Below are 26,315 nucleotides of genomic sequence, written 5' to 3'. Positions count from 1 at the left end.
TTGGTTGAAAAGTTTTTCTTAACAGGTTTTTATGTAAAGTTGTAGTGTGAGGTCTAATAAAATAAGATTGATTATCAAGATAAAAGCATAACAACTTTACATAATGATAGGCTTTACATAAAATACAAACTGCGTACCTTTATCTTCGTTGTATTTTTTATAATACGCTGCGATATTAGCTGCACAGTGCGATGCTTTGTTGTCGATATGGTCGCCATAATGCTGACTAATCATCCGCATATCCAATGACATTTTCCGGGCATAGTCCGTCGCAATAAGCATCTTTGCTTTTTCCTCACTTTCGGACAATGGTTCTCTTCCCAACAAAGTTGCATCACCCGTTTTGGCAAACTCCATCAACTTTTGAATAAATATCTCCTGTTGTGGCGTAGGTGGTATATTATACAGTATTTCGTTTTTCTCGGGCCTATCAATACCAATATCTCTTGCTGTACGAAAATCAGTTATCTCCGCATAGAAATTTGCCAACTCGGGGACTTTGATAAAATATCGGAAACGCTCTTTCTGTACAATTTGGTTTGTAACCGAGAACTCATAATCGGTTGTTTTCTTCGCATAGATAGCTGCCCATGCATCAAACGAATTAATACCCTGATTCTCTAGTTCTTTCGGTCGCAAGTATTTAAATAGTAAATAAAGTTCAGTTAATGAATTGGATATAGTGGTTCCCGAAAGGAAAGTTGCACCCAAATCTTTACCTGTACGTTCTTGTATGGTACGAACAGCGAAAAGCATATTTAAAGCCCGCTGACTGCCTTCGGGATTACCTAATCCTGCTACTCTGTCGTGGCGTGTGGTAAATGTTAAGTTTTTAAATTGATGGCTTTCGTCTACAAATAAGTGATCTATGCCCATCATCTTAAAATCTACCACATCATCGGTGCGGTTCTTTATAGTATCAGCAAGCACACTTAGTTTTACTTCTAAGTTTTGTTTGCGTACCTCTAAGCCCCGCAACATACGTTTAGATGCGGACTTGCCTGTTGTCATCTCCAATACTCTAAGATTTTCTTCTACCGAATCCAATTCGGCACGAAATATTTTCTGTTGCATTTCGGGCGATTGTGGCAATTTGCCGAATTGGTCGTGAGTAAGAATAACAGCATCCCAATTGTTGTTCTTTATATCATTGAAAATCTTTATCCGCTTGCTCGGGGTAAAGTCTTCTTTCCCGGGATATAGAATCTTCGCATTGGGATAAGCCGTTTTAAAAGTAGCTGCTATTTCATGTACATTGGCTTTCAGTCCTAGAATCATCGGTTTGTTAGCCAAACCCAACCGTTTCATCTCGTAAGCAGCACAACACATGACAAGTGTTTTCCCTCCTCCTACTTCATGATCGGCAATACCGCCACCCATTAACTTCTGCATCCAGATACAATCTTTCTGACTTGGATATAAATCGACAATACCCAAAGCTTTTAAATCAAGTCCGGGAAAAGTTTGATGAGATCCATCATATTGTGGACGCACATAACAATTGAACTTTTGATTGTATCGGTCTGCCAGCTTATTTTGTAAATCGGGAGATTGATCATTCAACCAATCGGTAAATCCATTTCGTATTTCATCAATTTTAGAGTTGGCTAGCTGTATAGCTTCTGGATCGGCAACCTTTACATTTTTAGTCTCCCCTTCCTTATCTGTCATTTGAACGGTTTTTGTAATATTGGGAGAAGTATTTAGCAAAGCATGCTTCATCAGATGAATACCCGTAAAGAGTTGCTTTTCGCTTTGCACGGCAAATTTTTCATTGATAATGAGATTGCTCCTATCTGCTTTGACGGTGAAATCATCACGGGAAGCATAATATTCGATATCAACATTGGTATCATAGAGTTGGGCTGCATAATCCCGATAGATTTGCATAGGTATCCATCGTTCTCCGAAGTTGAAATCTAATTCGGCAAAACGTATTGGTTCGGGAATGGAGTCTTGTAAGGCTTTGAGTGATGCTTGTGTGGGTAAATCATCGGGATGATTATCGGCATACTGCTTCACTTGGGTTGACTTTTCGATCACATTACCTGCAATAAACTTGTCACGTATTTCATAGTTTTGCAACATGGGGTTGAAATAGATTTGTCCCTCCAAATCTTTAAGAATCTCCTCTCTGTTCTTATTGTCCAAGAGTGAAGTCATGTAATCCAATCGAATTTCTCCATATTTGTTGAGGGAAGCGACTAAGGCTTCACGAGAAGTTTCGGCGTGTTTTATCTCATCGGGATTAAAGGTTACAGGCTTTTGAAATATATCTGCCTTTTGGAGTTTGCCATCTATTCGGCGTTCCAAAGCAAGGATAGCATTACCTGCTATATCCATTTTGGCAATGTCAATATTTTTCTTGTCATTCAGATTACCATATAACCTGACAAAAGAATCATAGGAATCATTTAGATTCTTACGCAAGGTCGGCTCTTCCACTAAGTTTTTCGCTTCATAATCGTATAGATACTGGTAGGCATCTCGTAACTCAATATATCTGCCAATCTTCGATTGCTGCATATTTGGTAAATCCAATGGCTGAAACATCGCATCCGATCGGTAGCGTTCTTTCAGATAACCGATTTGTTCATTGTCCTTGACCAAAGAGCCTTGTTTGTGGTAGCTTTCCAATTTCCCTGTGAATGGACGAAGCTCCATAGATGGTTTGGAAGTTTCAACTTTAGGTTTTTGAGTTGGTAGCTCGACCTTTTTCTCTTTTCTATTAGTAGAGAATAAGCTTAATTGAACAGGTTTCTGATTGGATGGTGGTATTTGCTTTTTGCCTCTGCCTGGTTTAATCTGTGTACGTTCTTGTTCGGAAAATCCAAACAGATCATATAACGACATGGTTGGCTGCGATACATTGAGTTCAATGGCTTTTGACTTTTCCTGAACTTTATTTTCTATTGGAGATTGAGAAATTGGACTGTTTACAGATACCTCTTGACTTTGTTGTGAATGTCTGTTGTATAAATTCAAATCAAGATTTTGAGAGAAGTCAGCATGTAACATCTTTTTCATATCTGTGGCAATACCTTCTACTCCACCATCATGGATAAATATTTGTGCAGGCTTCCCATACGGATCGGTATCAGTAAAACCTTTGGTATGAACAATCCGTTGTAGATTCTCAAAACTGCTGTTAATGGTTACTCCGGATGAAAGATTGTAGGTTGTCAGAAACTTCTTCTCACTTTTGGTAAGTTCTTCTTTTGCTGTGTTCTTTTGTAAAATAATCAAATCACTGCCCACTTCTGTTCCTGCATTTTCCACAAACAAGTTATTCGGCAATCGGATTGCAGACACAAGGTTTGTATTATCCATCAGCCATTTTCTGACGGCTTGGTTATTTGGAGAATTCAATACTCCTTGCGAAGTAATGAATGCCATAACTCCTCCTTCCCGAAGTGTTTCTACTCCTTTGATAAAGAAATAATTGTGAATCGCTCGTGTGGAATCCCGGTGCAGCTTATCTGTTTTCATAAACTCGGCATCGAAAACACTCATTTCGCCAAAAGGCATATTGGAGGTAACAACATCAAAGTGATTGTTGTAACGACTTTCAATCGTTTCAAAACCATCGACTATAACCTTGTCGTCAGGGTTGATATGAGATAACATTTTACCTGTAAGCAAATCTTTCTCAAAGTTCATAATATCAGCTTTAAGATAACGAAAGGAGAATGCAGAGGAAAACTCGCCCATGCCTGCCGATGGATCCAATAGGCTATTTATCTGCACATCGTTATCTTTGAAAGCATCGGCTAGAGTTTGTACAACCAAGGGTGGCGTATAGAAAGCGGTTAGCACGGAGTTCTTTATGCTGTTCATATATTGTTTATACTCTAGTTCTGAACTCGTATTATCTTTGATAACCCGATGTAGTTCGGCAACCATCGGGAATAACTCTAATTCGGATTTTGCCCAATGAACAGTATCGGCTAAGCTATTTACAGGATTCAGGACACATTTGAGTCCTCCAAACCCTGAATAATTAAGCAACATATCTTGTTCTATCTCTGTGGCTAGTCTTTGTTCTCTATCAAGAGTAAATACCACTTGAATGGCATCGATATTGGCTCTGAGATGAGCCTTTTTATTATAGCTCATTCTCGTCCTCCCAAATATCAATTAGTCCAACCAGTTCTGTATAAAGTTGATCGTATTCGGAAGAATAGGCAAACTCATCATGTAGATTGTATCCGGCAAAGACCTCTTCGCATAGCGGTAATAAGGCTAAAACCTTTTGATCGACTTCGTTTTCGGGGATATAGGAAAATTCCTCCCAAAGAATATTACGAATAGTATCAAACTTGGAAAACAGCAATCCGGAATATAAAGATTGACTAGCCATTTCTGCGGCTCTGTCGTGTGAGTATCCGTCCTTTATGGCATTAGAGTAAGTTTCCGCAGCAATGTCGGAGCGAGATTTAATATATTGAAAATCATCCGCCTTGTCGGGATGGCTTTCTTTGAGGTATGAACGGAGCAATAGCCCATAATAGGACAACTCCTTTAGGTTATTCTTAGATTTCATTATTGCGGAAATTAGTGGAGGCCGAAAGACCGTTTTTTGTAATGTGGTATAGAAAAATTGCTTATAGAAAGCAGAACGGCACTTGGGTTTTCCATCCCAAGTGCCTCCACTAAATTTCCAATTTTACAAGTCCACCAAAGTACCTCCCGATACAGATGGTTGCCTATGATAGTAAAATTGTAGAAATCAGTGGTAAATATACAGATTTTATCTTCTGACCCCTCGAGATGGTTGTTGGGTTTCTTCCTGCTCTTGCTTATTCTCCTGCTTCTCTTTTTGTTTCTCGGTAGGAGCAGTTTGCCCTTGTTCCAATGGCTCTTTCACTTTCTTTGTCGCTTCGTTAGTCTTCCCTTCCGAATTAACGGCGACTTGGGTCTTATGTCTGTCGTCAGGTTTTACGGTTCCTTGTTCTAAGGCTTTCTTATAGTCTGTCGGAAACATAAAATCAGTTTTGCGGTCTTCAGGCTTCCATGTGATATAACCATTGTAGTTTTTACCGTTTCGGTCTGTCAGGTCGCTCACATAAACAGTTTTACCTTCGGTTAAACTTGCCCGCTGATCTTCGGTTAATTCTTTCTTGCGAAAAGTCTTAGGTACATCATTCTGCTCTTCTGTTTGTTTGTGGGATTGGCTTTGCTTGGGATTGTTGAGGAAAAGTATCTCAAGACTCCTGCGATCCGCATTCACTTGTATTGTTGCACTGAACAAAGTATCTTTTTTCGATTTCATATCCTCCAGATACACGTCTTTGCCTTCAGCTAAATCTTTCTTCTGTTCATTGCTCAAAACCACTCCCTTGTATTCATCGGGTATTTTTATCTTATCGGCTCGAAGTGCCACCAATTCGTTGGTCAGTTTATCAACGGAAACAAACGCCTGCATCTTCATGCCCTCTTTAGGTTCTATTTCAATCAATCGCCCTGCGTTGCCTGTTTGGCGAAGATTCTCTTTATCCTGTTGTGTAAAGGTTGCTCCCATGAAAGGATAGTTGAGTTCGGGTGCATTACGGATGTTATGAATACGCAGTTTGAGATTACCCTCTGCATCTTCCCGAAAAGACAAACGGGCATCTGAATAAACAGACTCGCCCAATGCTTCGGTTTTGATGGTTACAAGTACAGGGGATTTCTGCCAATTAAGCATAGGTTCCAAGCTACCTGATTTTTCTAGTTTTTCTTTGGAAATACCGAGTTGGGCTAACTGATCCCAATTGATACGGGATTCGTCTAATGCCTGATATGCTTTGGGTGCAAAAGCTTCGGGTAATACTTTGTACTGATCAATAAACTCTTTGTTGGATGGGCTTTCGGGATTGTTTAGCATCTCTTTGAGAACAGGTGCAATGCTCTCAATCATATCCGAAGGAATTTTGAAGAAGTTGAAATGTGTCGGATCTTTACACTGGTTCAGGAAGTTTTTGAAGAAGTTCTCTAGGGCATCGGCATTCTTGTCGATCTTTAAGAAGTCAGGTTCATTCTCCTTGGTAGGCTTGACGGTCTTGGGTGTTCCGTCTTCGTTGATACCTGTAACAGCTTTTACCTCGTTGTTGTCTTTTTCTGTGACCAACAGAATTTCTTGGTCGTTTACTTTTTCATTCATAAAATCGGAATTTAGTGGTGCATCAATAGTAATGCTTCACTAAAATTAGAATGAAAAGGTGTGTATATAGCTAGTATTTAGACAACTGTCATCTGATGACATCTGCTGTCATCTTTTGGCTGGGATGAACAAACAAAAAGAGGGAATAAGACAATGCAACCTTATTTCTGAGGATGAAAAGGTATTTCAATAAAAGAAGTTTTACTGCTAAGAGCTCACTGAATTTATTTATCTTTGTCAAAATTTGACTATTCAAAAAAAGATAGTCTAAAAAGATTAGATAATACTGTTTGTGAACAAGATCAGACAATTAAGAAGATAAAAGGGCTTTTCCAACGCCAGCTAGCTGCGACATTAGAAATGGACACGCCAAATGTTATAGCAAAATTGAGCGAGGCGACCGTCGTGCTAAACGCGAACAAGTTGTAAAGCTTGCCGAATTGTTGCCCGTCAATCAAAAAGAATTACTGACATTGTGGCTTGCTGATCAAATTATTATAGATATTGAAAATGAAAGAGAATTAGCAAACGATGCTCTAATCATTACTCTAAATTATTTAAGTAGTTAATATACGAAATGTTTAAAATAACTTGGGACAAAGAAAATAACGGGGTATTACTTACGATGAAGTCGTCAGGCGAAATATTGAATGTATCACCTCGTCCTGTTTTTTTCGAAGAATTGGATTTATTGGGATTGAATAAATATTGGGATTATCCAAAATCAAATGAGCCGTTACTTTGGGCTTGTGACAGGCGGTACTTTTATAAAGGAGAATTAGTTCTGGAGGCACGTGGAGGAAATATATATGATGATCCTCAACTAATTTTTACTGATACTGACAAAAGGCTGAAATTGGAACCAATAGATATTGATTTGCTTTCTAAACAAAACGAAGCAACTATGTTTTTACTGGAGCATGAAGCATTGGAGTTTATCAACACGATGTATAGACGTTATAATCTTAAAAACATAAATGAACAGACTATAAATAAGGATGTTGACTTTGATCGGTTAGCAGACATGCAGGAAAAGAAATCTAAGGAAAAGTATTCTGTCATCAAGGAAGATTGCGATAGTTTTGATATTATGCCTTTGTCTGAAGCCGAAAAATTGGGAAAACAAATTATGCTCAGTACAAAAATAGAGATGTTTATCGCCTCTTTTTCGGGAGGTAAGGATAGTCAAGTCGTATTAGACTTAGTTTCGCGAGCTATTCCGTCTAACGATTTTTTAGTAATATATTCTGATACTGGTTACGAAATCCCCCCTTCATTGGAAATTTACAAACAAACAAAAATATTTTATCAAAAACAATATCCCGATTTAAAGTTTTATTTGTCTAGAAATCACCAAAGTGTATTGCATTATTGGGATAAGATGGGGTCGCCAAGCCGCATGCATCGATGGTGTTGTGGTGTTATGAAGACCGCTCCATTATACCGTCTTTTAAAAGAAATCCAAGGAACGGGAAAGCAACCTAATGTTTTGGTTTTTGAAGGAGTAAGATCAGAAGAGAGCAATAGACGTGCTTTGTATGATAGAATTGGCAAGGGCGTTAAGCATAATAATGTCGTCAATGCACGACCGATCTTTGATTGGAATGCAACAGAGATTTATTTGTATCTTTTCATGAAGCAGTTACCTATTAATAAGGGATATAGAAATGGATTATGGCGTGTTGGATGTTCCATCTGCCCATATTCTTCTGATTGGTCGGAACATATTGTCGCAAAAAAATATCCAGATAGTATAAATCCATTTATTTCAAACATAATTGAAAAAACATCTTTGTTAGGAATAACCGATGAGAAAATCAGAAAAGAATATGTGAAATCTGGTAATTGGAAACTTCGTTCAGGTGGAAAAACAAGTAATCCTGAAAAATCAAGATTAGATATACTTTCGACAACTCCTGATTTTAAGGCCGTTTTGATTGCACCAAAAGAAAATTTGCTTACGTGGATGAATGTTTTGGGTAAGATTAAAACCAGTCAAGAAAATAATTTAATAAATGGAGAACTAAAATATAAAAAAGCTATCTATCATTTCTCAATACAAACTAATGATAATAAACAAATTATTATTTTCGAGAATATAGGAGATGAAATACTTTTACAAGGACACATTAAACGTGTCTTATACAAAGCAACTTATTGTGTTCACTGTGAGACTTGTGAAGTAGAGTGTCCGACAGGAGCCCTTTCGGTTGTGCCTTTAGTTTCAGTTGATGTGAAAAAATGTATTCATTGTCATAAATGTTTGGACTTTAAAGAAAGGGGTTGTGTGATGGCTAGTTCAATAAATATATCAGAAGGTAATACGAAAAACAGTAAAATGAAAACATCAGGTATAGATAAGTATTCCACTTTTGGGATGAAGGAAAATTGGATCTCAGATTTCTTTACCAATCCGGACGATTACTTTGAAGGAAATAATAGTCTTGGTACAAAAATGATTCCTGCTTGTCTTAATTGGTTTAGGGAAGCAGAGATATTGGAAAGATCAAGTAAAAAAATATCGAAAACTGGTATTTTATTGCAAAAAGCCTTCGGTAGTAATCCTACTATTGTATGGGAAATTATGTGGGTAAATCTTTCATATAATTCTAAAATAATAGAGTTTTACACATCAAATATTATCTTTAATCGATTATATTCAAAAAAAGAGATATTGGAATTAATGATAGATGTTTTTATAGGAATATCTGAAGCAACTTTGGGAAATCCATTAGGAGCATTGTGTAATATGTTTGGAATTAAAGAACAAACTATAATAGGTGACATACTTCGACAAGGAATAATTATTGCCAAAGGAAATTCAGTGGCCACTATTTCTCGCCAGTATTATAACGATATTTCTTCTGTTGCTATTGCTTATTCTCTATATCGCTATGCAGAGAGCAAAAAGCGCTATGCGTTGACGGTTTCAGAATTATACGATCCTAAACAAACCGAAGGTGTTTATCAACAGTTTGGTGTGCCAAAAGAACGCTTTGAGACTATTTTGAGAACACTAAAAGAGGATAAAAACCGAGTGCTGAGTGCTGATCTCAACATGGGCTTGGATAACATCAACCTTCGTGAAGATTTAACATCAATGGATATATTGGAAATATTGTTATAAACCGTAAATCTAAAATAAGTTAATTACAATGAGATATTCAGACTTTATTGCCTTACAGGAATACTTTCACCCTATTTTCAATCTTCAAAATGAAGCAGCGGGTTATTGGAAACAGTTCATTCCAACAATGCAATTTTATAATTTGCTAGGCAAAACGGTTGACGCAGTTTCATCAAACCAACCTTCTAATCGTAAAAGTATATGGGTAAAAGGAACTTTTGGCACAGGAAAAAGTCATGCAGGATCCGTAGTTAAGCATTTATTATGTAATGATGTTAACGAAATTTCAGACTATATTGAAGATCGTATTTTACTAACTGAACTTAAGTCTCGGTTGTGGCATCTTAGAAAAAACAAACATTTCTTTCCTGTTGTATTGAAAGGTACAGAAGATGGAAAAATTTATGACATGCGTTCTTTTCTTTTGGCATTGGAGCGCATCATCAAAGACAGTTTAAGCAATTCAGGTAATAGTATAACTGTACAGTCGGATTTTGAAAGAGCTGTAGAGTATTTAAAGTCCACTCCTATTGATATAAGTCAGATTATAGCAAACGAGCCAGAACTGCGAGGTTGTGCAAAGTCAAAAGAAGAAATCATCAAAAAAATGCAGGCTTCGGATACCGACACTTATCTAGCATTAGAAGAAGCATTAGCAAAACCACAATATAGTGTTCATTTTTCTTCGAGCGATATAGTTAGATGGCTGTCGGAGGTAGAAAAAGAAATAGTAAACAAAGGGATAGCGGATGGTTTACTTATAATTTGGGACGAATTTACTTCGGTAATGGATACTATTACCAGTGGTATGACTAACATGATTCAAAATATTGCAGAGCTCACCGAATCTCAAAATATCTATTTGTACCTTATTAGTCATAAGAACTCTAACGCTTATAATAATGAAGATATTCGCAGGATGGAAGACCGCTTTCACATTATACAATATAATATGGAAGCCCTTACGACATATCGTATTATGGCGGCAAGTATCAGGAAATTAGATGAAACTCAGTATGATTTGTACAGAGATAATAGAATGGATAACCATTCGGAATTGATTACATATTTAACGGAGAATGATAGTCAACAATCAATTAAGGATATAAAAGACCTTTTTCCATTTCATCCTTATGCTGCATATCTTTGTTCGTCAATAGCTAATCAAATTGGTTCTGCTAACCGTACTGTCATGCAGTTTATGTATGACGTTCAAAGCGGTTTTCTCGGATTTTTGAATAATGACAATACTTGTGATAACAAACTCTTACTAACAGCAGACAAACTATGGGACTATTTTTTTGAAGAATTTCAGAATGATCCGGAAAAGTACGGCATCGTTAATCAAACCTTCTATACTCATAAAAAAGTTGTAGAAGATAAAGGTCGTGCATTTGAAAAAGTATTTAAAGGCATTCTCTTACTCAATGCGATGCGCAATAAGATTGGAGAATCAGACAAAATTATTCCATCTGTCAAAAATATAGAATATCTTTTTGAAGGAGAAAATTTTGAAATAACTCTTGATGAAATATTGGATTATTTCCACAGGAATCAAATTATTCAAAGAGACCCTTCAGATAATTTCCTAATAGCATTCTCAGCATTACCTGTGAATGAAATAAATGATGCTATCAACAGAGTCAGATCCAATTTTTCAGATACAAAGAAAATATTGGAATTTGATCTGCAGCTTAGAGACTCTATTAATAAAATCTTTGAAAAATCTTTAATTCGTCAACCAGCTTTGGCATACTCAGCATGTTCTTCTGATGCTTATTTGGTACGTAGTTATATGAAATCCGCATTCAAAGAGCCATATACGCTCAATATTGCATTGTTTTTTGCAATGGATATTACAGAACGGCAAACTATGGCAGGCATCGTTGAAAATCTTTCAATAACAGATGATTTTAAGAATATTGTCTTTTTGATGTTTGATGAGGTTTTTGATTATGATGGTATGCAAAAAAGTAGCTTTTATGAGTATGTTGCAACGGCACAAGTTGCCAAAAGCCACAATCTAACACAACCAGCAAATGCAAATGATATAAATGCAAAAAAAGTTATAACTAATTGGATTAATCGCCTCAAACAGGGTACAGCTAAAATTTATTATCGTGGGGTTCAAGATACGATAAACACTAACACTCTTACGCAATATATAAACAATAATATTGTGCATAAAATATTTAGTAATGGAGTAGAAACGCTATCATCATTGCGAAAAAGTCCTATGACTTTCTGGGATGCTTTCAAAAGCCCATCAAAAACCTCGATAGAAACAATGCTTGTTGCTCCCAATCGAGATGAAGCAGAACAAAAATTCAAAGGACCATACACGCCTGCAAAATTATTATTCAAAGACGATAATGATGACTATATAGTGGATTCTGATTTGGTATTAAAATCAAATGCTTCTGATAATCATCCGCTTGTTTACATGCAAAAAAAAGTAGATGAAATACTTGAAAATACAAAACAAAATGGGGGATCAACATTTAGTTTAGGAGCGGTTTTGCAGCCCCTAACCCAACCACCTTTTGGACTATATACCAACATTCCGAATATGGCAGTTTTGGCATTTGCTCTGAGAAAATATGTGAATGAACTGAATGGTACGGATAGTGTGCCTGTAGACAATACTAATATGCGTGACAAGGTAGTTGAAGTTTTCAATTATTGGCAAAAAGGAGGTAACGATAATAAATTGAGGGTGCGTTTTGGCTCAAAAGAGGAAAAAGACCTGAAAGACTTGTTAATTGGTATTTTTGATATGAAACGCTTGTCTGATGTACCCGAACTTACAAGTCTTATTAACGTTCGATGGGGAGTGGTTGCTTACTGTACGCAAAAATCAAAATATCCATTATGGTGTTTAAAATACTCGCCTTCTGTCTCAACAGATGATTTCCGCTTACTTATAGAACAAATTGTTGAACTTATACAAAAAGACACATTACAACCTGAACTTATTAATAAAATATTACAATCTATAAGAATACAATCTTTTGAATTTCAGCGAATCTTATTAAATGATACAGCTTTTGAAGAAGGGTTTAAAACATTTATTCAAAAAATTGAGTCTATTAGCATTGAACACAGTTGGTGGAATGAGTTGAAAGAGTATTTAAATCAAAAATTGCAGAGCGAGATAGGACGCTGGCAAGAAAGCGATGTGGAAAAGATGACAATGAGTTTTTATATTGAAAAAACACGGAAGCCAGAGCTACAACCGATTCTTAATCCACAACCCACTCCAACATCAGTTCCACAACCTGCTTCATCACAGATATTAGTTGACAAAATCAGCAGAGTAAAAGAAAAAGTTTCAAGAGCCAGTAATTTTTCACCAATTATACTGAAGAATATTTTATTGCAAGTGCTTGAAGAATACCCTCAAACAGCAGATATTATTGATGAAAATTTAGAATAACATAGAATAATGACAGCAGCAGAAAAGATAAAAACATTTGCTTCAATAGATGATTTACTTGAAGAAATTAGAAACGACAACAATTCAAATTCTGTCTTAAATCGACGTTATGCTGTACGATTTATTATGCTTGATAATTTTAATCTTTATCAAGATTTTATAAGAAAAATGACAAAATGTGAAATCCAAGTGTTTAACTTAGAACAGTTACTTGATTCTGATGACAGAGACAGTTGGATAACGACAGATATGCTCGTTAATGCAATAAAAGATTTGAAAGGACAAGTTGTTGTTTCGCCTTTTTCTGAGATTGTTCGTTTTTACAAAGATGGCAAGTTTAAAGCACTTTTTGAAGGAATGACGTTGATGGAGCTTGATATTTCAACGAGAATTTATATTCCACTCATTGGCTTGAAGCATCGATTTGAAAACTTTTTGAATACTTTTTCAAGAATACAAGAATCACAACCTATTTGGGCGGTTTATAGTGAAGAATTACAAACTGTAGAAATTGATTTGATTCCAAATAACTTTCCTTGTATTAATTCGCTTAATTGTCTAAAAAATGTCTATGAATGGCTTGTATTCTGGAAAACTCACGCACCAACAGAACGCATCCTTTGTTCATCCGATACGATTAGCACCTTTTCAAAATACTCTCAACCGGATAATATTTTTGATATTAGGAAAATAGAAACTGCATATTCATTTATAACTCAATTCTTAAATATTCAAACAGGTATAGAATACAAAGTAAGTGATGAAGTTTTTTGGATTCAGTTATTGTCTTTATTAGATTATCATAAAACTAATTCGTTTTCTTTTAAGGTATTTGTAAATAAGTACTTTAATATTCACGATCTTAAAATCGAGAATTTATTGAATATATGGACTTCAAATGAAACAAAAGAATTTGACCGTTGGTTACTAAAACATTATTACCTCCATTTTCTTGCTGACAATAAGTATCTGAATGAGATCATTATAGATTGTGTCGATTATTCTTCGTTAAGATTATTCAGGGAAATTGCATTGACTATTTTTGTCGATACAAGCACAAAAAAGTTTATTGAAGAACGGAATAACTTATTAAACTTATTTGATAGACAATATAAACTTCCTGATTCTGACTTATCGGAAATGAAAGAACAGATTCTGAATATAGCGAAGTTGGATACAGCAAAAGCAATTTCTCTTTGCTCTAGCAGATTTGATTTTGAAAAGGAAATGTTTATTGATTGGTATAAAGATGGAAAATTGAAAGATGTAGAATTACAAAAATTATATCCCGATTTTGCTGCATATCAATATAATATAAATTACGGTAGTTGGGTAAACACTTACATTCAGTCATACAAACGAGCCAAAATTGAAGATAAATATACAGACGAAATCAAGAATTTTATCACAGAAAAGAATGCTAATGAAGAAACCTTCTATCAATGGTATCATAGCTTTGAGTTATCAAAAGAACTTTTATCAAAAGAACAGCCTGATAAAGTTTATTGGGTTGATGGACTTGGTGTTGAATATTTATCCTTAATTAAAGAAATTATTAGCAATTCAAACTTTGAAATTGAAAAGCTGCAGATAGCTATTACAAGTATTCCGTCAAGTACTGAACACAATAAATTTAAGGATGTTGAGAAAATTGAAGATTTGGATAGCTTCATTCATAACAATTTGTATCAATATCCACAAACTATATGCAAGGAAATTGATATTGTAAAAAACATTTTTAAGAAAATTCTCAATCAAACAACCGAAATAACCCTTGCAATTGTATCAGACCATGGTTTAACTGCTCTTTCACGTTTAGTTGATTCCAAAAAATATACAGTAAAAGCAAGCCACGAAGGAAGATATATCAAATTAGATTCCACTGATTGTTTAGAAGATTCGGATTATATTCGTTGTAAAAATAGAGAAGATAATTTTAAAGTGGCACTTACACATGCTTCATTGAATACAAAACCTGTTCGCGAGGTTCATGGAGGTTGTACACCTGAAGAAATTTTAGTCCCGTTTATTATTATTTCCAACAAAAAAGAAAATATAAAAAATATTTCCAAACAAAATATTCCCGAACAAATTGCATCCAAGCAAGTGGTTGGTTTTGAGGAAGAAGAACTATTTTAGAAGATATATGAGAACAATAGGACAGAAAATAAAAGAAGTTTTTCCTGATATTGCTATTCTAAAAGACCAAGATAATTACAGTGTCTTTAATGGCAGAAATTTACCTTCGTTTGTCAAAGATTTTCTTATTAGAAAATACACTGATAGCAATGGCTGCTTAGATAAAGATGCTATTTTTGCTTTTCTTGATAAACATATTCCTGATGACAATAATGTAGTTAAGAACCGTTTGTTACGACAAGAAACTGTTCAACTTTTAACTCGTTTTATCATTACTACCGATATAAAGGGTGGAAAAGTGCGTTTTGCAATTCCAGATGCTGGAATAAAAACAAATGAGGCTGTAATTCCCGATTATGTAGTTAACCAGTACAAAGATGATTTAATTGATGGGGAAAAATGGGGAGTGATAAAATTGGTTTATATTCCACCAGTAGGCAGAGAAAAAGGACAAATTGAGTTAGCTGAATATAAACCGTTTAGACCTTATAAGGTTGATTTAAATTATTTTCGTGAAAGCAGGAAACAATTTACAACAGAGGAATGGATTGATGTACTTTTGGCTGCAATGGAATACAACCCCGAAAGCTTTAGAGGTACAACACAAAAGCTAGAATTTCTCACTAGACTGTTGATTTTTGTAGAACCGCGCCTGAATATGATTGAACTTGCGCCCAAAGGGACAGGTAAATCGTATGTTTTTGGTAATTTGAGTAAATACGGTTGGTTAATTAGTGGAGGAAAAGTATCGCGTGCAAAACTTTTCTATGATAAAACTAGACAACAACCAGGGATAATGAAAAATTATGATTTTATTACCTTCGATGAGATTCAAACAATCATTTTTCAAGATCCACCGGAAATGCAAGCTATACTTAAATCTTATTTGGAGTCAGGAAAAGCTACGGTAGATAATTATGCTTTTCTTTCTGAGTGTAGCACTATGTTAATGGGAAATATTCCGTTGTCAAGTAACAATCAACCATTAACACCTAAATATTTTAGTTCCTTACCTGAAAGCTTTAGGGAATCTGCACTACTAGATCGTTTTCACGGATTTATTGAAGGCTGGTATTTACCACGTATGAACAAAAGTATGATCTTAAAAGATTGGACTTTGAATGTAGAGTATTTTTCAGAAGTACTTCATTTACTAAGAACCTCTCCAGAATATTCTATACTTGTAAATGACGTTGTTTATTCTGAGGAAAAAAGTGATTTGCGGGATTTAAAGGCTGTTCAAAAAATGGCTTCAGCATATTCAAAATTATTGTTTCCCCATATTATAAGTACTGATGAATTAGATAAAAAAGAATTTAAACTTTATTGTCTTGATCCAGCCATTCGTCGTCGTGGTATTATCAAAGAACAATGTCATAAAATTGACGAAGAGTTCAAAGAATATATGCCAGAAATAGGTCTTAAATAAATATACAAAAACTGATAAGTATATAAATAGAAATTCCCTCTCAAATTAAAATAAAGAAGAGGGATTTTATACTTCTATTTCTTTACCAACTTACTTAACACCGGATCTTTCATAATCCGTTCCATTTCAATTTTCACAATCTGTGCTACATCTTTTTTGATGTCATAGTAAGTATTTTCTATGACTGTTTTCATGTCTTTGTTATAGGTTTGCTGAAAATCCATGATAACAGGAATTTCTTTAAATTCTTTGGTCTCAGCAGAAACCTTGTCCGTATCCACAACAATCTGAGCATGAAACGTCTTTTGCTCAATCCGCTCATCAAAATTATCCGAAACAGAGCCTACAAACATACCCTGTGTGAGAGTTGATATTTTAGAAGCAGGAATTAACGAATCCAACTGTGTATTAATAGTGGTAGACTTATCCTGCTTATTGATAGTCATTGATTGCCGTTTTTGTAACACTTTACCAAACCGATCAGAAAGATTCTTAGCTGTGTCGCCAACTACCTGACCAGAAAATATATTGCCAACTGTATTCATCACAACATCCGCTTCCTCTCTACCATAATCCCTCGTCAACTGCGATATATCCTGAAAACCTAGACAAACAGCCACTTTGTTACTGCGGGCAGTGGCTATTAGATTATCCAATCCACGAAAATAGATAGTTGGCAACTCATCAATAATAACAGACGATTTTAGCAATCCCTTCTTGTTTATCAACTTCACTATACGAGAGTTATACAATCCAAGTGCAGCACCATAGATATTTTGTCTATCGGGGTTATTACCAACGCATAAGATTTTAGGTGCTTCGGGATTGTTTATATCCAACGTAAAATCATTGCCCGACATTACCCAATACAGTTGTGGCGAAATCATTCTTGATAAGGGTATTTTCGCACTGGCTATCTGCCCCTGCAACTGTTCTTGCGCATTACCGTGCCACGCATCCATAAAAGGAGAAAGGTAATTCTCCAATTGTGGATAGGATGTAAGAATAGGGAATATTTCTTTATAGGGCTTGTTCAAAAACTCAATTGCATGGGGAAAGGTACAATATTTTCCATTATCATATAACTTTAAAAACCAGATAATGGCAGCCAACAATATAATAGGCGATTCGACAAAGAAGTCGCCTTGTTTCTGTATCCACGTTTTGTTCAAATTTAGCATTATGGTATAGGCACTTTCATAAGCATCTGAGATGTCTGTCATAAATTCGGGAGCAATAGGATTGCATCGATGGCTACGTTCGGGATTGTCGAAATTGATAACGAAAAACTGAGGATCAACATCGTATCTCTCTGCATATTGTAACATCTTGTTGTAAGCAATAGTAGACAAATCAGGATACTTGAAATCATAACAATAGAGAGCAAAGCCTTTGCTAATTTGTTGGTCTATGTAATTATTTACTACTGCAAAAGATTTACCACTGCCGGGAGTTCCCAATACAATAGTTGCCCGAAATGGATTGACAACATTGATCCACCCTTTGTGTTGTTTCTTCTGATATTGAAACAGTGTCGGTAAATTAACCGAATATTCGTTCTCCATGAGCTGAGTTTCCTGCATAAAGCTTTCGTTCTCCAGATTGAAAACATCATCCATGAGATTGGTTTTCAAAAGTCTACTCATCCATAGACCGCCCATTAATAACAATATATAGCCAATAGTCAAAGTAAATATATACAAAGCTGTATTAGCAACTAATGGCAACGGTAGGTCTAATATCCACCAGTTGAAAAAGAAAAAGATAAACCCAAAGAACAGAAATATATAAATCTTACTCCATGTTATCTTTTCTTCTTTTACGCCCTTTGTACCTAAACAAGACAAGGCTAGAAATACCACAGCAAACAGTTTAGTCCAAAGTATATGAGAAAATAATCCTGCTGTACGTTGAAAATTTAGGAGTATTCTGTCTACTACTCCAATATTTATTCCACCGTCCAATATTGCTTGGTAGCAAAACCAGTAGATGTGAATAACGACAAATAAAATACTAATGGCTCGCATGAATTCCATCACTTTGGCGAGTCCTCTCAAATCATCTTCATTCTGCATAACTTCATATTTTTGAGTTTCTGGCTCAAAAATATAATCTATAACAATATAGCGACGAGACATTTTACTGCCAATAATGGACAACTTAAAATAAGGCTTTAGTTTTCTATTTGGTACGAACAGGTTGTCAATGGCGGATGCTTCCCAATGATTATCCGAAATGGGCATTAGTATATTATTACTTTCGTAAATGGTCTGATTTAGAGGAATTCGACTTATTATTAAGTAGTTTACGTGAAAAGGTTCGGGCTAAACGCCATCAAAAAGCATCAGCATCATTAGGAATTATAGATAGCCAAAGTGTAAAATGGGGTGATAACAAGTCGCTCAATGGTATTGGCGGTAATAAAAAAGTAAAAGGTATAAAACGTCATGTTGTAGTTGATAAAAATGGATTTTCAATAGCAGTAAATGGATCTGTTAGAGTGTTTCATCTAAAGAAAATAGGTGGCTCTTCGAAATCCTCTGAATAAAATTCTAATAAATTATTCATCAAATCTGAAAAAAACCACCTATCTCATTACAAAACATTACTCTCACCTTACTATTTTGTCTGTCATTTTACGAGCAATCGGTAAAATTACGAAAGCAAGTATATATGCTACAGGAAGCATCATCCACCAGGTTTTTGCAAAAGTTGTTACCCAGCCACATTCGAAGCCATTATTGCGTATAATAGCAACTAATGTCATAAAAAAAGTCATGGGGGCGACAACAAATAGCATCTTGATATATTTGGAATATTTTCTATTCATTCTTTCAATGTTATATAATTTATTAATACATCAACTGGTTTTTGTTCTCTTATCAATCCACCCATCAACAATCATGTTGAGCCATCCGCACATATAACCCAGAGTCAAAGCCGTTATAATCTTTATGGATGCTTCGATACTAAATTCATATCCGGAAGCAAACCAAATGATGAGACCTGTAAAATAGATAGTCAATTTATTTAATATTTTAAACTTGGTCACAAAGAATAAGCCGGCAGTCAACACGAAAATACTTATCAACAAAGCAGGCATTCCATCCATATAGTTACTAAGCCCTATTGCCGAAAAATGGCATACAATAGCTAAAGTAATAGCTATGATTTGTTGGGTGAATGTCAATAGTGCTGCCTTCGGGGTACTGCCAAATAAGTAATAACTGCACAAAGCGATAAAGATCATCCAGATGTATAAATCGAATTGAAGAGCAATAAATGCAGCTATTACTGTAATCAATCCCATGCAGATTGATTTTGATAAAGAATTTATATTCATCAAACCTGAAATGGATTTTCGACATGCGAGTATGCAACTTTAGTTACAACTTTCCATTCGCCTCCAATTTTAAGCAGCGATATATAGTCGGTCGCAATCAACTCTCCGTGTCTGGATAAAAGCAGTTTCACTGTCGCTGCGTTTCCTGCTACGTCTATATAATCCAGTTTATGAGTAAGTTCGCGAAGCCCCGGCTTACCTCTGTTATCCGCTTTATAAGCATCTACTACGTTCTTCCATTCACGCAAGGGGAACTTTACCAGTTCACGGTCGTTTGATGAGAAAATAGCAAAGTCAGGATGGAAAAACTCTAATATTTTATGGGTATTCATATTATTGGCAACCCCGTTCAAATACTTTTCTTCTAGTAATTGTTCGATTTGTTCTTTTTCTGTTTTCATTTAATTTTTAATTTGGATTGTTTTTTTTAAGTACATGAAAGTATTTAATGATATACTACATCTCTCCTGCCCCTCCAAAAGTGGGGAGTATTTAATCCTTCTCCTTTAGGGAGGCTAGCAGGGGTATTACCAAAGCAATAAAAGGTCTGCGGCCTTAATTAGTTGTTAATCCACCATCCACAGCATAAATAGCGCCTGTAATCCATTTGGCATTTTCTGAAGCAAGGAATACTGCCAACTCGGCAATATCATTTGGTTCACCAATTTTCTCCATCGGGTAAATAGTTTGGATCATAGTTTTAAACTGTTCCAGCTTTTCAGCAGTTAGCTGATTCATATTGTGTTGCAACTGAGCCGTTGTGATACTACCCGGAGCAATAGCATTTACCCTCACACCATCTACACCCACTTCAAAAGCCAATGCTTTTGTAAATGAGTTGATAGCCCCTTTTGTCATCGAGTAGGCTGTTGTATTTCTTCCCGGTAGCATCCGATGGGCTAGATAGGATGAAATATTTATCACATTACCCTTTGCCTTCTTTAGCGAATCAAATAGCATGTGAGTCAACATATAGGGTGCTTTTACATTTAGGTCTAAGTGCATATTAAGGTCTTCTTCGCTCATCTCCCCGAAAGGAATGAAACGTCCGATGCCTGCATTATTAACCAGAATATCCACTTGTGGGAATAACTCCAATATTTTGTTAGATACACTTTCTATTTCCGAGATTTTAGATAAATCTGCTGCTATGGAGCAGACTTGTGTTCCGTAGGCTGACAATTCTGCTTCATTGGCTTTCAATCTTTTCTCATCACGCGCTATTAGACATACATTAGCACCATTAATTGCAAACAGAGTTGCGATAGCTAGTCCGATACCATCACTTCCTCCAGTTATTACAGCATTTTTTTGTTTTAACATTTCTTTTCTTCTTTTTCTTTAGTATATAAACAATATAATATGACGATATAATACATTAAATGTATATAATCTACATTTTCAAAGATAGAGATTTAATTCTATATTTGCACCAACAAATGTAGATTAAGTACAAAATGAGTGATATTAATGAATTATACTCCGATATGGAGTTTCTTGATAAAATGATAATTGGTATTGGCGAAGTATCGCAAATAACAGGTGTCCCTGTGCGTCAAATTCGTTATTGGGAAGAGAAAGGAATCATAACAAGCCTGACCGAAGAAGAGGGAAAAAACAGAAGGTTTGATTACCCGAATATAAAAAAAATGCTGTTGATAAAAGAGCTGCTTGATGAAGGCTATACGTTAGATGCTGCTGCTGAAAAAGTTAAAAACAGGGTTGTGATGCTACAAGAGGCTCTGAATAAATTGAAGAATAAATAGAAAAATATCTTTAATCAACTTTGATCTGACTGATATATATGCAATTATATACACTCTTGTAAAAGAGCTTAAAACAAGGAGCAAAGAAAAATGACAGTATCCTATAAGAAAATAGTTCGATAAAATTTAAACAGGCTCTAAATAGTTAGTGGATTCTTTTGCTAAAATACTTGATTTTATTTGAAGTTATCTCGAACTTTAAAAAATTACTTGAAATTGATTGTGGAAAAATTAGAATCCTCTGAATCTCATTCTTCTGCGTTTTTTCTCTTCCGCTTCTTTTTGTCTGGCAAAAGCTTCTGCTTCATAGTCAGTTCCGTGCTGTTCCAACAAAGAGGGAAGTAATGTTGAGTTATCATTTTCATACTGATTATTATCGTATTGAGTATTCCCTGCAAATTTGTCTCGTAGATTAGATTCTTTATCACATTTCTCGAGAATATTTGTTGACAACTGCTCTTTAGTTTGGTTATTATCATCCTTCAGTAGTTCATTAAATACATTCGCCGAGAATTCTTTCCCCATTTTAGAGCCGTTGAAAACCGTTAGGTTTTGATGGTCAATAAAAGTTGCCCCATAGATGCGACCTTCTGTATTCCCCCGAAATATAACACTCATTCCATTCTTGGCTAAATCACTTAGAAAATTCTGTTTATCTGTGTAGTTATCAATCGCTGAACGGACAATCAGTTTTGGCGAATCGAATACTTTATTTTCTTTCATATATTTTGTGGAATATTGCAATCGGCTTTGCAAGACTTCGTAACCAACACTTTTACCGATAACCGACGCTTTGATCGGGTTGCCTATTTTTTCTCCATTGTCATTTATAGCCGAATACACCAAACCATTATAGGCTTTCCCCTTTGCTTCTCCTTTTATCTCTTCTACCGTAACACCATAGAGCGAAAGCAAGGCTCGATATTCATTGACCGATTGAAAACGATAACCTTTGATAAGTGCTTTTGCCGTATTGCCTATTTGCTTTTTTATATCTCCCGATTGGTAATCCACTCGTTTAAGTTTGGGTAGTTCTTCCGATTGCTCTTTCTTTTCAGCCGTATGTAGATTATAGGTCTGCTCCAATTCACGGGTAATTTTCTTGGACTGGTAGAAATTATTGGAATCGTCAATCTTCTTACCCGTCTCATCTACATTTACCGTCACAATATGTATGTGTTTCCTATCGAGGTCTTCATGCTTATAGACCATATAAGGCTGATCGCCGTATCCCATCTTTTGCATATAGGTCTGTGCAATTTCGCTGTACATATCATCCGATACTTCATCATCGGGATGGGGATTTATAGAAATATGTAATACGGGCTTTTCCGTGTTTTTATTTGCATTCAGATAAGGAGCAAAAGACTGATTGGCAAGATACATATTTGAACTGCCATCACGATTCAGCATCACACGATTACTGAAAAGCACTTTCGCCTGATCCTCTTTTACCTTCTCTTCGTTGTAAGATAAGGCTCCATGCAGGGAGCTTCCTTTGCTTATTTTTGCAACCATAAGTGTCCATATTTCTGCTCAAACTCATCTGTCAGCATCATCATTTGCTTTTGTAAAGTGACCAATTCAAGTGTTACCTGCTCCAATTTATAGAGAAAAGCCAGTGCTTTTTTCTCTGCGAAATTCGATTTCAAGGCTTTTACCACCTGATTATAGTTCGTTCCAATTGCACGGTATTGACCAAAGAAAGTGGTCATCCGCATATAATAATCCTGCACACCCTTGTCAATCTTGACAACTTTGAAGGGCTTATTGAAAATACAAGAGGTTATAAAATGAGCTTTTATACTTTCTCCCGACTGCTCAAACAAAGACAAGAACTTATCATTCTCATCTACATTCATTCTGATGGAGTAGCGAAACACGGCTGGCTTAGCTTTTGGATTCCTGCCACCTTTTCGCCTTTTAAATTCATTGCTTGGACTCATAACTACATAAAAGATTAGTGAATAAAAATTATGACTTCGGAATAATTTTCTCCCCTTTAGGGGCAAGGGTTTTGAGCAGCTAGAAAGTATTTCGGGCAGCTCAAAACATACCTTGCCGTATTCTGACGAATACCAAAATCCATCCTTTGATGGATTGCCTCAAAAGCTGATTTCGGAACGGAATTAGCCCTCCAAAAATTGAGAGATTATAATCATACTACAAAGGTAGAGTCCATTAATCAGATGTTTATCATTCACTTATCGGACAAATAGTGACAGCAGATGTCATTAGATGACAGTTAATTTAAAACTGCTAAATACTCTCTGTTTTCTATGTTGTTTTGTGTGAATTAATCATTGAGTTAGTGAGCTAAGCCATTCACTCATTTTTTCATTAGTGAGGTCTTTCATTCCATATTGAAATACATCATTGATTCTTGACCTCACTATTTTGTGAATGCGTTAAATCAAGAATGAGAACAAACAATAGATACTGATTTATTGAATGGTCTAATGAGTGAACTAACTCATGAATTCATGGTCTCATGACTTCACTAATTCATTAGAACATTAGAGAATGATTGAGTTATATCATACATGAATGTATGATGGAATATATGAAAGAATGCTATAGCTAACTCGTGATTGATAGAATTAACAAATGAATTACTTATTTAAAACAGTATCACATGAAAAAGAAAACATTATTTATCGCTATCTCTACCCAAAAGGGAGGAATTGGTAAAACAGCTTTAACCGTATTACTATCCAGTTATCTGCACTACTCACAAGGCTACAACGTAGCTGTTATTGATTGTGATTATCCGCAGTATAGTATCAACGGTATGCGATTGAGAGATAAGAAAGCTGTTACAGAAGATCCATATTACAAATCGCTTTTCTACAAGCAAAGCAAAAGTCTGAACAAGCGAGCCTATCCCATTGAAGTAAGCCGAGCACCCGAAGCCATTGAAACAGCAGAGAAGATTATCCGAGAATCAGAAATTCCTTTGGATTTTCTCTTCTTCGACTTGCCCGGGACGATGAATGCCAAAGGCGTATTGAGTACTCTTGCTCAGATGGATTATATTTTCACACCCATTACAGCAGACCGAATGGTTTTGGAAAGTTCTTTGGAATATGCAGGACTTATCAATGAGCAGATCATCACAACAGGGAAAGGCAATATCAAAGGTTTACACCTGCTTTGGAATTTGGTTGATGCACGGGAAAACAATCATTTGTATGATGTCTATGAGCAAGTGATAGCTGAATTGGGTTTGCAAATTATGAAATCTTATTTACCCGACACCAAACGTTTTCGCCATGAGATAACAACGGAGCACAAACCTATTTTTCGTTCCACCTTATTGCCTGCGGACAAACGTTTAATCAAGGGCAGTAATTTAGATGAAGTGGCGGACGAGTTTCTTACAATTCTAAAGGGAGGCGGCAATGGCTAAAAAAGAAATCGAACACGAAATCGATGAGGATTTCTTACTGGCTTCCATAGGAGATCGTAAAGAAGGAAAAGCTCCACCCGTGAAAGAAGAATCAGAGAGTAATGAACCGGTAAAAACAAAAGATTTTGTTAGCAACAAACGCAATAAGCGCAACAACAATACCGGAGACTACGAAGCAGCTTTCTTATGCCGCAATGAGATACGACAACGACAAAGTGTCTATATCAGCCAATCGGTGCATCAAACCGTTATGCTCATTGTAAAACAGATTGCGAGCAATGATGTGTCTGTTGGCGGGTACATAGATAACGTACTGAAACATCATTTGGAGAAATATAAGGATGAGATAAATGCTTTATATAAGCAAGATAGAACAGATTTAATTGAATAAGGCTATGGTAGAATATGTAATTATAATATGTGTTGCGGTTATTCTCCTGATTAAAATACCGGAATACAAAATATCCATCCGAAAGAAAACTGTTTTACCCAAATCAGACGAAGTAAAATCTAAAAATACGGGGAAAAGAGTTGGGCGAGTAGGTAAAAGTATGCCCGATCTCAGACAAATGATGACATTGAATGACAGTTACTTAGAATCGGATAAAGCGAAAGAAAAAGAACATACATTTGATTCGTCAAAGGATGAAAGCGAGCCTGAACCAAAAGATTTGGTCATAGATGCCGACCCGACAGAAACAGTAATTGATGAAGAAGAGGATATTGCTGCTTATACAGGAGGAGAGGACATTTATACCGCCGGAGGAATGGACTACGATGTAATGATGAATACCGTTGAGGTTATAAACAGTAAGACCGCATCCAAAAAAGAGGAACAAAAGACAGGAGAAGTTTTGCATGAAAACCGAGATACGGAATTGGTAAACAAAATGCTCTCTACAAAAGGAGTTTTATCTGCCAGAATAACATCACTCCTTGACCTGCGTACAAAACAACATGCGGATGAAAATTCAAAGAGAGTTGAACTGGGTGTCGCTTCTAATCTGAATGAGTCGGAAGAATATAAGAATTTTAATGCCAGTGATTATTTCTAATGATATGTACAATTGTAAATAAAGAAAGGAGGTCGCCTATGCAGAAGTAGTAAAAACAAAACGGTCTGAGACCGTCCACTAATTTCCAAATTATTCAAGTCTAACCCGCTATGGGGACTATCCAATCCCCATAGCTTTTAAATTAATTGTATGAACAAAAAAGTATTATTTCTTTTCACCATCCTTCTGGCAACCGGCACTTCATTATTCGCCCAAGGAAACGGTATGCAAGGGATTACCGATGCCACCAATTTGGTAACAGGTTATTTTGATCCCGCCACTAAATTGATTTATGCTATCGGAGCCGTTGTTGGCTTGATCGGCGGCGTTAAGGTGTATGGTAAGTTTTCAAGTGGAGACCCCGACACGAGCAAAGTTGCCGCCAGCTGGTTCGGAGCCTGTATCTTCCTGATTGTTGCGGCTACTATCCTCAGATCATTTTTCCTATAAGCCCCCTTTTGTTCCCCCG

Annotated in this window: 19 protein-coding genes and 1 pseudogene; 10 read left to right on the top strand and 10 right to left on the bottom strand. The window is 35.9% G+C overall.

All coding sequences use genetic code 11. The annotated features are described in order from the left end of the window. Positions 1-120: 120 nt before the first annotated feature. The 3 genes and pseudogenes from G7Y56_RS15040 to G7Y56_RS15030 all read right to left on the bottom strand — a co-directional run. A pseudogene (locus tag G7Y56_RS15040) lies at positions 121-4,116 on the bottom strand (N-6 DNA methylase); the annotation flags it as partial. After that, positions 4,106-4,543, bottom strand: a complete 438-nt coding sequence (locus tag G7Y56_RS15035) for a DUF1896 family protein (RefSeq protein WP_165044730.1) — start codon at positions 4,541-4,543, stop codon at positions 4,106-4,108. The gene G7Y56_RS15035 and the pseudogene G7Y56_RS15040, both read right to left, overlap by 11 nt. Positions 4,544-4,750: 207 nt before the next feature. Beyond that, positions 4,751-6,142 carry a DUF3945 domain-containing protein gene (locus G7Y56_RS15030; RefSeq protein ID WP_165044728.1) on the bottom strand — a complete coding sequence of 464 codons (1,392 nt, stop codon included), beginning with the start codon at positions 6,140-6,142 and terminating at the stop codon, positions 4,751-4,753. Between the two features lie 577 nt (positions 6,143-6,719). Between G7Y56_RS15030 and G7Y56_RS15025 the strand changes: the two genes are divergently transcribed. Genes G7Y56_RS15025 through brxL form a run of 4 tightly spaced genes read left to right on the top strand, consistent with a single transcriptional unit; the run spans position 6,720 to position 16,273 of the window. Continuing rightward, positions 6,720-9,269: a phosphoadenosine phosphosulfate reductase family protein gene (locus G7Y56_RS15025; protein ID WP_165044726.1), complete on the top strand. Its 2,550-nt coding sequence runs from the start codon at positions 6,720-6,722 to the stop codon at positions 9,267-9,269. Positions 9,270-9,297: 28 nt separating this feature from the next. Then, positions 9,298-12,705 carry a hypothetical protein gene (locus G7Y56_RS15020; protein ID WP_165044724.1) on the top strand — a complete coding sequence of 1,136 codons (3,408 nt, stop codon included), beginning with the start codon at positions 9,298-9,300 and terminating at the stop codon, positions 12,703-12,705. A 9-nt stretch (positions 12,706-12,714) separates the two neighbouring features. After that, a complete protein-coding gene (gene pglZ, locus G7Y56_RS15015; RefSeq protein ID WP_165044721.1) occupies positions 12,715-14,844 on the top strand; it encodes a BREX-4 system phosphatase PglZ in 2,130 nt (709 codons plus the stop codon). 7 nt (positions 14,845-14,851) lie between these two features. Next, positions 14,852-16,273, top strand: a complete 1,422-nt coding sequence (gene brxL / locus G7Y56_RS15010) for a BREX system Lon protease-like protein BrxL (protein ID WP_165044719.1) — start codon at positions 14,852-14,854, stop codon at positions 16,271-16,273. Positions 16,274-16,347: 74 nt separating this feature from the next. Here brxL and mobC read toward each other — a convergent pair whose 3' ends face one another. Beyond that, positions 16,348-18,348 (bottom strand): conjugal transfer protein MobC, encoded by a 2,001-nt coding sequence (gene mobC / locus G7Y56_RS15005; protein WP_165044717.1) that lies wholly within the window; start codon positions 18,346-18,348, stop codon positions 16,348-16,350. Positions 18,349-18,458: 110 nt separating this feature from the next. Here mobC and G7Y56_RS18890 point away from each other — a divergent pair, with 110 nt between their 5' ends. Beyond that, positions 18,459-18,821 (top strand): transposase, encoded by a 363-nt coding sequence (locus tag G7Y56_RS18890; protein ID WP_221412561.1) that lies wholly within the window; start codon positions 18,459-18,461, stop codon positions 18,819-18,821. Between the two features lie 63 nt (positions 18,822-18,884). Here the strand turns inward: G7Y56_RS18890 and G7Y56_RS14995 are convergent, their stop codons facing one another. The 4 genes from G7Y56_RS14995 to G7Y56_RS14980 form a co-directional block, all read right to left on the bottom strand. Then, on the bottom strand, positions 18,885-19,103 hold the full coding sequence (locus tag G7Y56_RS14995) for a DUF2798 domain-containing protein (RefSeq protein ID WP_165044715.1): 219 nt from the start codon (positions 19,101-19,103) through the stop codon (positions 18,885-18,887). A gap of 30 nt (positions 19,104-19,133) precedes the next feature. Continuing rightward, on the bottom strand, positions 19,134-19,583 hold the full coding sequence (locus G7Y56_RS14990; protein ID WP_165044713.1) for a DUF1097 domain-containing protein: 450 nt from the start codon (positions 19,581-19,583) through the stop codon (positions 19,134-19,136). A 32-nt stretch (positions 19,584-19,615) separates the two neighbouring features. Then, positions 19,616-20,017: a nuclear transport factor 2 family protein gene (locus tag G7Y56_RS14985; RefSeq protein WP_165044711.1), complete on the bottom strand. Its 402-nt coding sequence runs from the start codon at positions 20,015-20,017 to the stop codon at positions 19,616-19,618. A 154-nt stretch (positions 20,018-20,171) separates the two neighbouring features. After that, positions 20,172-20,939 carry an SDR family NAD(P)-dependent oxidoreductase gene (locus tag G7Y56_RS14980; protein ID WP_165044709.1) on the bottom strand — a complete coding sequence of 256 codons (768 nt, stop codon included), beginning with the start codon at positions 20,937-20,939 and terminating at the stop codon, positions 20,172-20,174. Positions 20,940-21,073: 134 nt separating this feature from the next. On the opposite strand from G7Y56_RS14980, the gene G7Y56_RS14975 reads away from it, so the two are divergent. Beyond that, a complete protein-coding gene (locus G7Y56_RS14975; protein WP_165044707.1) occupies positions 21,074-21,382 on the top strand; it encodes a MerR family transcriptional regulator in 309 nt (102 codons plus the stop codon). A gap of 231 nt (positions 21,383-21,613) precedes the next feature. On the opposite strand, the gene mobB is transcribed toward G7Y56_RS14975, so the two are convergent. Further along, positions 21,614-22,900, bottom strand: a complete 1,287-nt coding sequence (gene mobB, locus G7Y56_RS14970) for a conjugal transfer protein MobB (protein ID WP_165044705.1) — start codon at positions 22,898-22,900, stop codon at positions 21,614-21,616. Next, a complete protein-coding gene (gene mobA, locus G7Y56_RS14965) occupies positions 22,885-23,328 on the bottom strand; it encodes a conjugal transfer protein MobA (protein WP_165044703.1) in 444 nt (147 codons plus the stop codon). Before mobA ends, mobB begins: the two co-directional genes overlap by 16 nt. Positions 23,329-24,017: 689 nt before the next feature. Here mobA and G7Y56_RS14960 point away from each other — a divergent pair. The 4 genes from G7Y56_RS14960 to G7Y56_RS14945 all read left to right on the top strand — a co-directional run bounded on the left by G7Y56_RS14960 (position 24,018) and on the right by G7Y56_RS14945 (position 26,296). Then, positions 24,018-24,791, top strand: a complete 774-nt coding sequence (locus tag G7Y56_RS14960) for a ParA family protein (protein ID WP_165044701.1) — start codon at positions 24,018-24,020, stop codon at positions 24,789-24,791. After that, complete coding sequence (locus tag G7Y56_RS14955) at positions 24,784-25,182, top strand: DUF3408 domain-containing protein (protein ID WP_165044699.1); 399 nt, start codon at positions 24,784-24,786, stop codon at positions 25,180-25,182. Before G7Y56_RS14960 ends, G7Y56_RS14955 begins: the two co-directional genes overlap by 8 nt. Positions 25,183-25,186: 4 nt before the next feature. Continuing rightward, positions 25,187-25,846, top strand: coding sequence for a hypothetical protein (locus G7Y56_RS14950; RefSeq protein ID WP_165044697.1), 660 nt, complete (start codon positions 25,187-25,189; stop codon positions 25,844-25,846). 150 nt (positions 25,847-25,996) lie between these two features. Then, positions 25,997-26,296: a DUF4134 domain-containing protein gene (locus tag G7Y56_RS14945; protein WP_165044695.1), complete on the top strand. Its 300-nt coding sequence runs from the start codon at positions 25,997-25,999 to the stop codon at positions 26,294-26,296. The last annotated feature ends 19 nt before the right edge of the window (positions 26,297-26,315 follow it).

Source organism: Dysgonomonas sp. ZJ709 (assembly GCF_011039195.1).
Taxonomy (GTDB): Bacteria; Bacteroidota; Bacteroidia; order Bacteroidales; family Dysgonomonadaceae; genus Dysgonomonas.
Note: the sequence above shows the minus strand (reverse complement) of the source record. Positions and strands in the feature narration are given on the sequence as shown.

Bases quoted from the DNA above. Each gene is read 5' to 3' on its own strand.
- G7Y56_RS15035 (WP_165044730.1), bottom strand. From the start codon at position 4,543: ATGAAATCTAAGAATAACCTAAAGGAGTTGTCCTATTATGGGCTATTG.
- G7Y56_RS15030 (WP_165044728.1), bottom strand. From the start codon at position 6,142: ATGAATGAAAAAGTAAACGACCAAGAAATTCTGTTGGTCACAGAAAAA.
- G7Y56_RS15025 (WP_165044726.1), top strand. From the start codon at position 6,720: ATGTTTAAAATAACTTGGGACAAAGAAAATAACGGGGTATTACTTACG.
- G7Y56_RS15020 (WP_165044724.1), top strand. From the start codon at position 9,298: ATGAGATATTCAGACTTTATTGCCTTACAGGAATACTTTCACCCTATT.
- pglZ (WP_165044721.1), top strand. From the start codon at position 12,715: ATGACAGCAGCAGAAAAGATAAAAACATTTGCTTCAATAGATGATTTA.
- brxL (WP_165044719.1), top strand. From the start codon at position 14,852: ATGAGAACAATAGGACAGAAAATAAAAGAAGTTTTTCCTGATATTGCT.
- mobC (WP_165044717.1), bottom strand. From the start codon at position 18,348: ATGCAGAATGAAGATGATTTGAGAGGACTCGCCAAAGTGATGGAATTC.
- G7Y56_RS14995 (WP_165044715.1), bottom strand. From the start codon at position 19,103: ATGAATAGAAAATATTCCAAATATATCAAGATGCTATTTGTTGTCGCC.
- G7Y56_RS14990 (WP_165044713.1), bottom strand. From the start codon at position 19,583: ATGGGATTGATTACAGTAATAGCTGCATTTATTGCTCTTCAATTCGAT.
- G7Y56_RS14985 (WP_165044711.1), bottom strand. From the start codon at position 20,017: ATGAAAACAGAAAAAGAACAAATCGAACAATTACTAGAAGAAAAGTAT.
- G7Y56_RS14980 (WP_165044709.1), bottom strand. From the start codon at position 20,939: ATGTTAAAACAAAAAAATGCTGTAATAACTGGAGGAAGTGATGGTATC.
- G7Y56_RS14975 (WP_165044707.1), top strand. From the start codon at position 21,074: ATGAGTGATATTAATGAATTATACTCCGATATGGAGTTTCTTGATAAA.
- mobB (WP_165044705.1), bottom strand. From the start codon at position 22,900: ATGGTTGCAAAAATAAGCAAAGGAAGCTCCCTGCATGGAGCCTTATCT.
- mobA (WP_165044703.1), bottom strand. From the start codon at position 23,328: ATGAGTCCAAGCAATGAATTTAAAAGGCGAAAAGGTGGCAGGAATCCA.
- G7Y56_RS14960 (WP_165044701.1), top strand. From the start codon at position 24,018: ATGAAAAAGAAAACATTATTTATCGCTATCTCTACCCAAAAGGGAGGA.
- G7Y56_RS14955 (WP_165044699.1), top strand. From the start codon at position 24,784: ATGGCTAAAAAAGAAATCGAACACGAAATCGATGAGGATTTCTTACTG.
- G7Y56_RS14950 (WP_165044697.1), top strand. From the start codon at position 25,187: ATGGTAGAATATGTAATTATAATATGTGTTGCGGTTATTCTCCTGATT.
- G7Y56_RS14945 (WP_165044695.1), top strand. From the start codon at position 25,997: ATGAACAAAAAAGTATTATTTCTTTTCACCATCCTTCTGGCAACCGGC.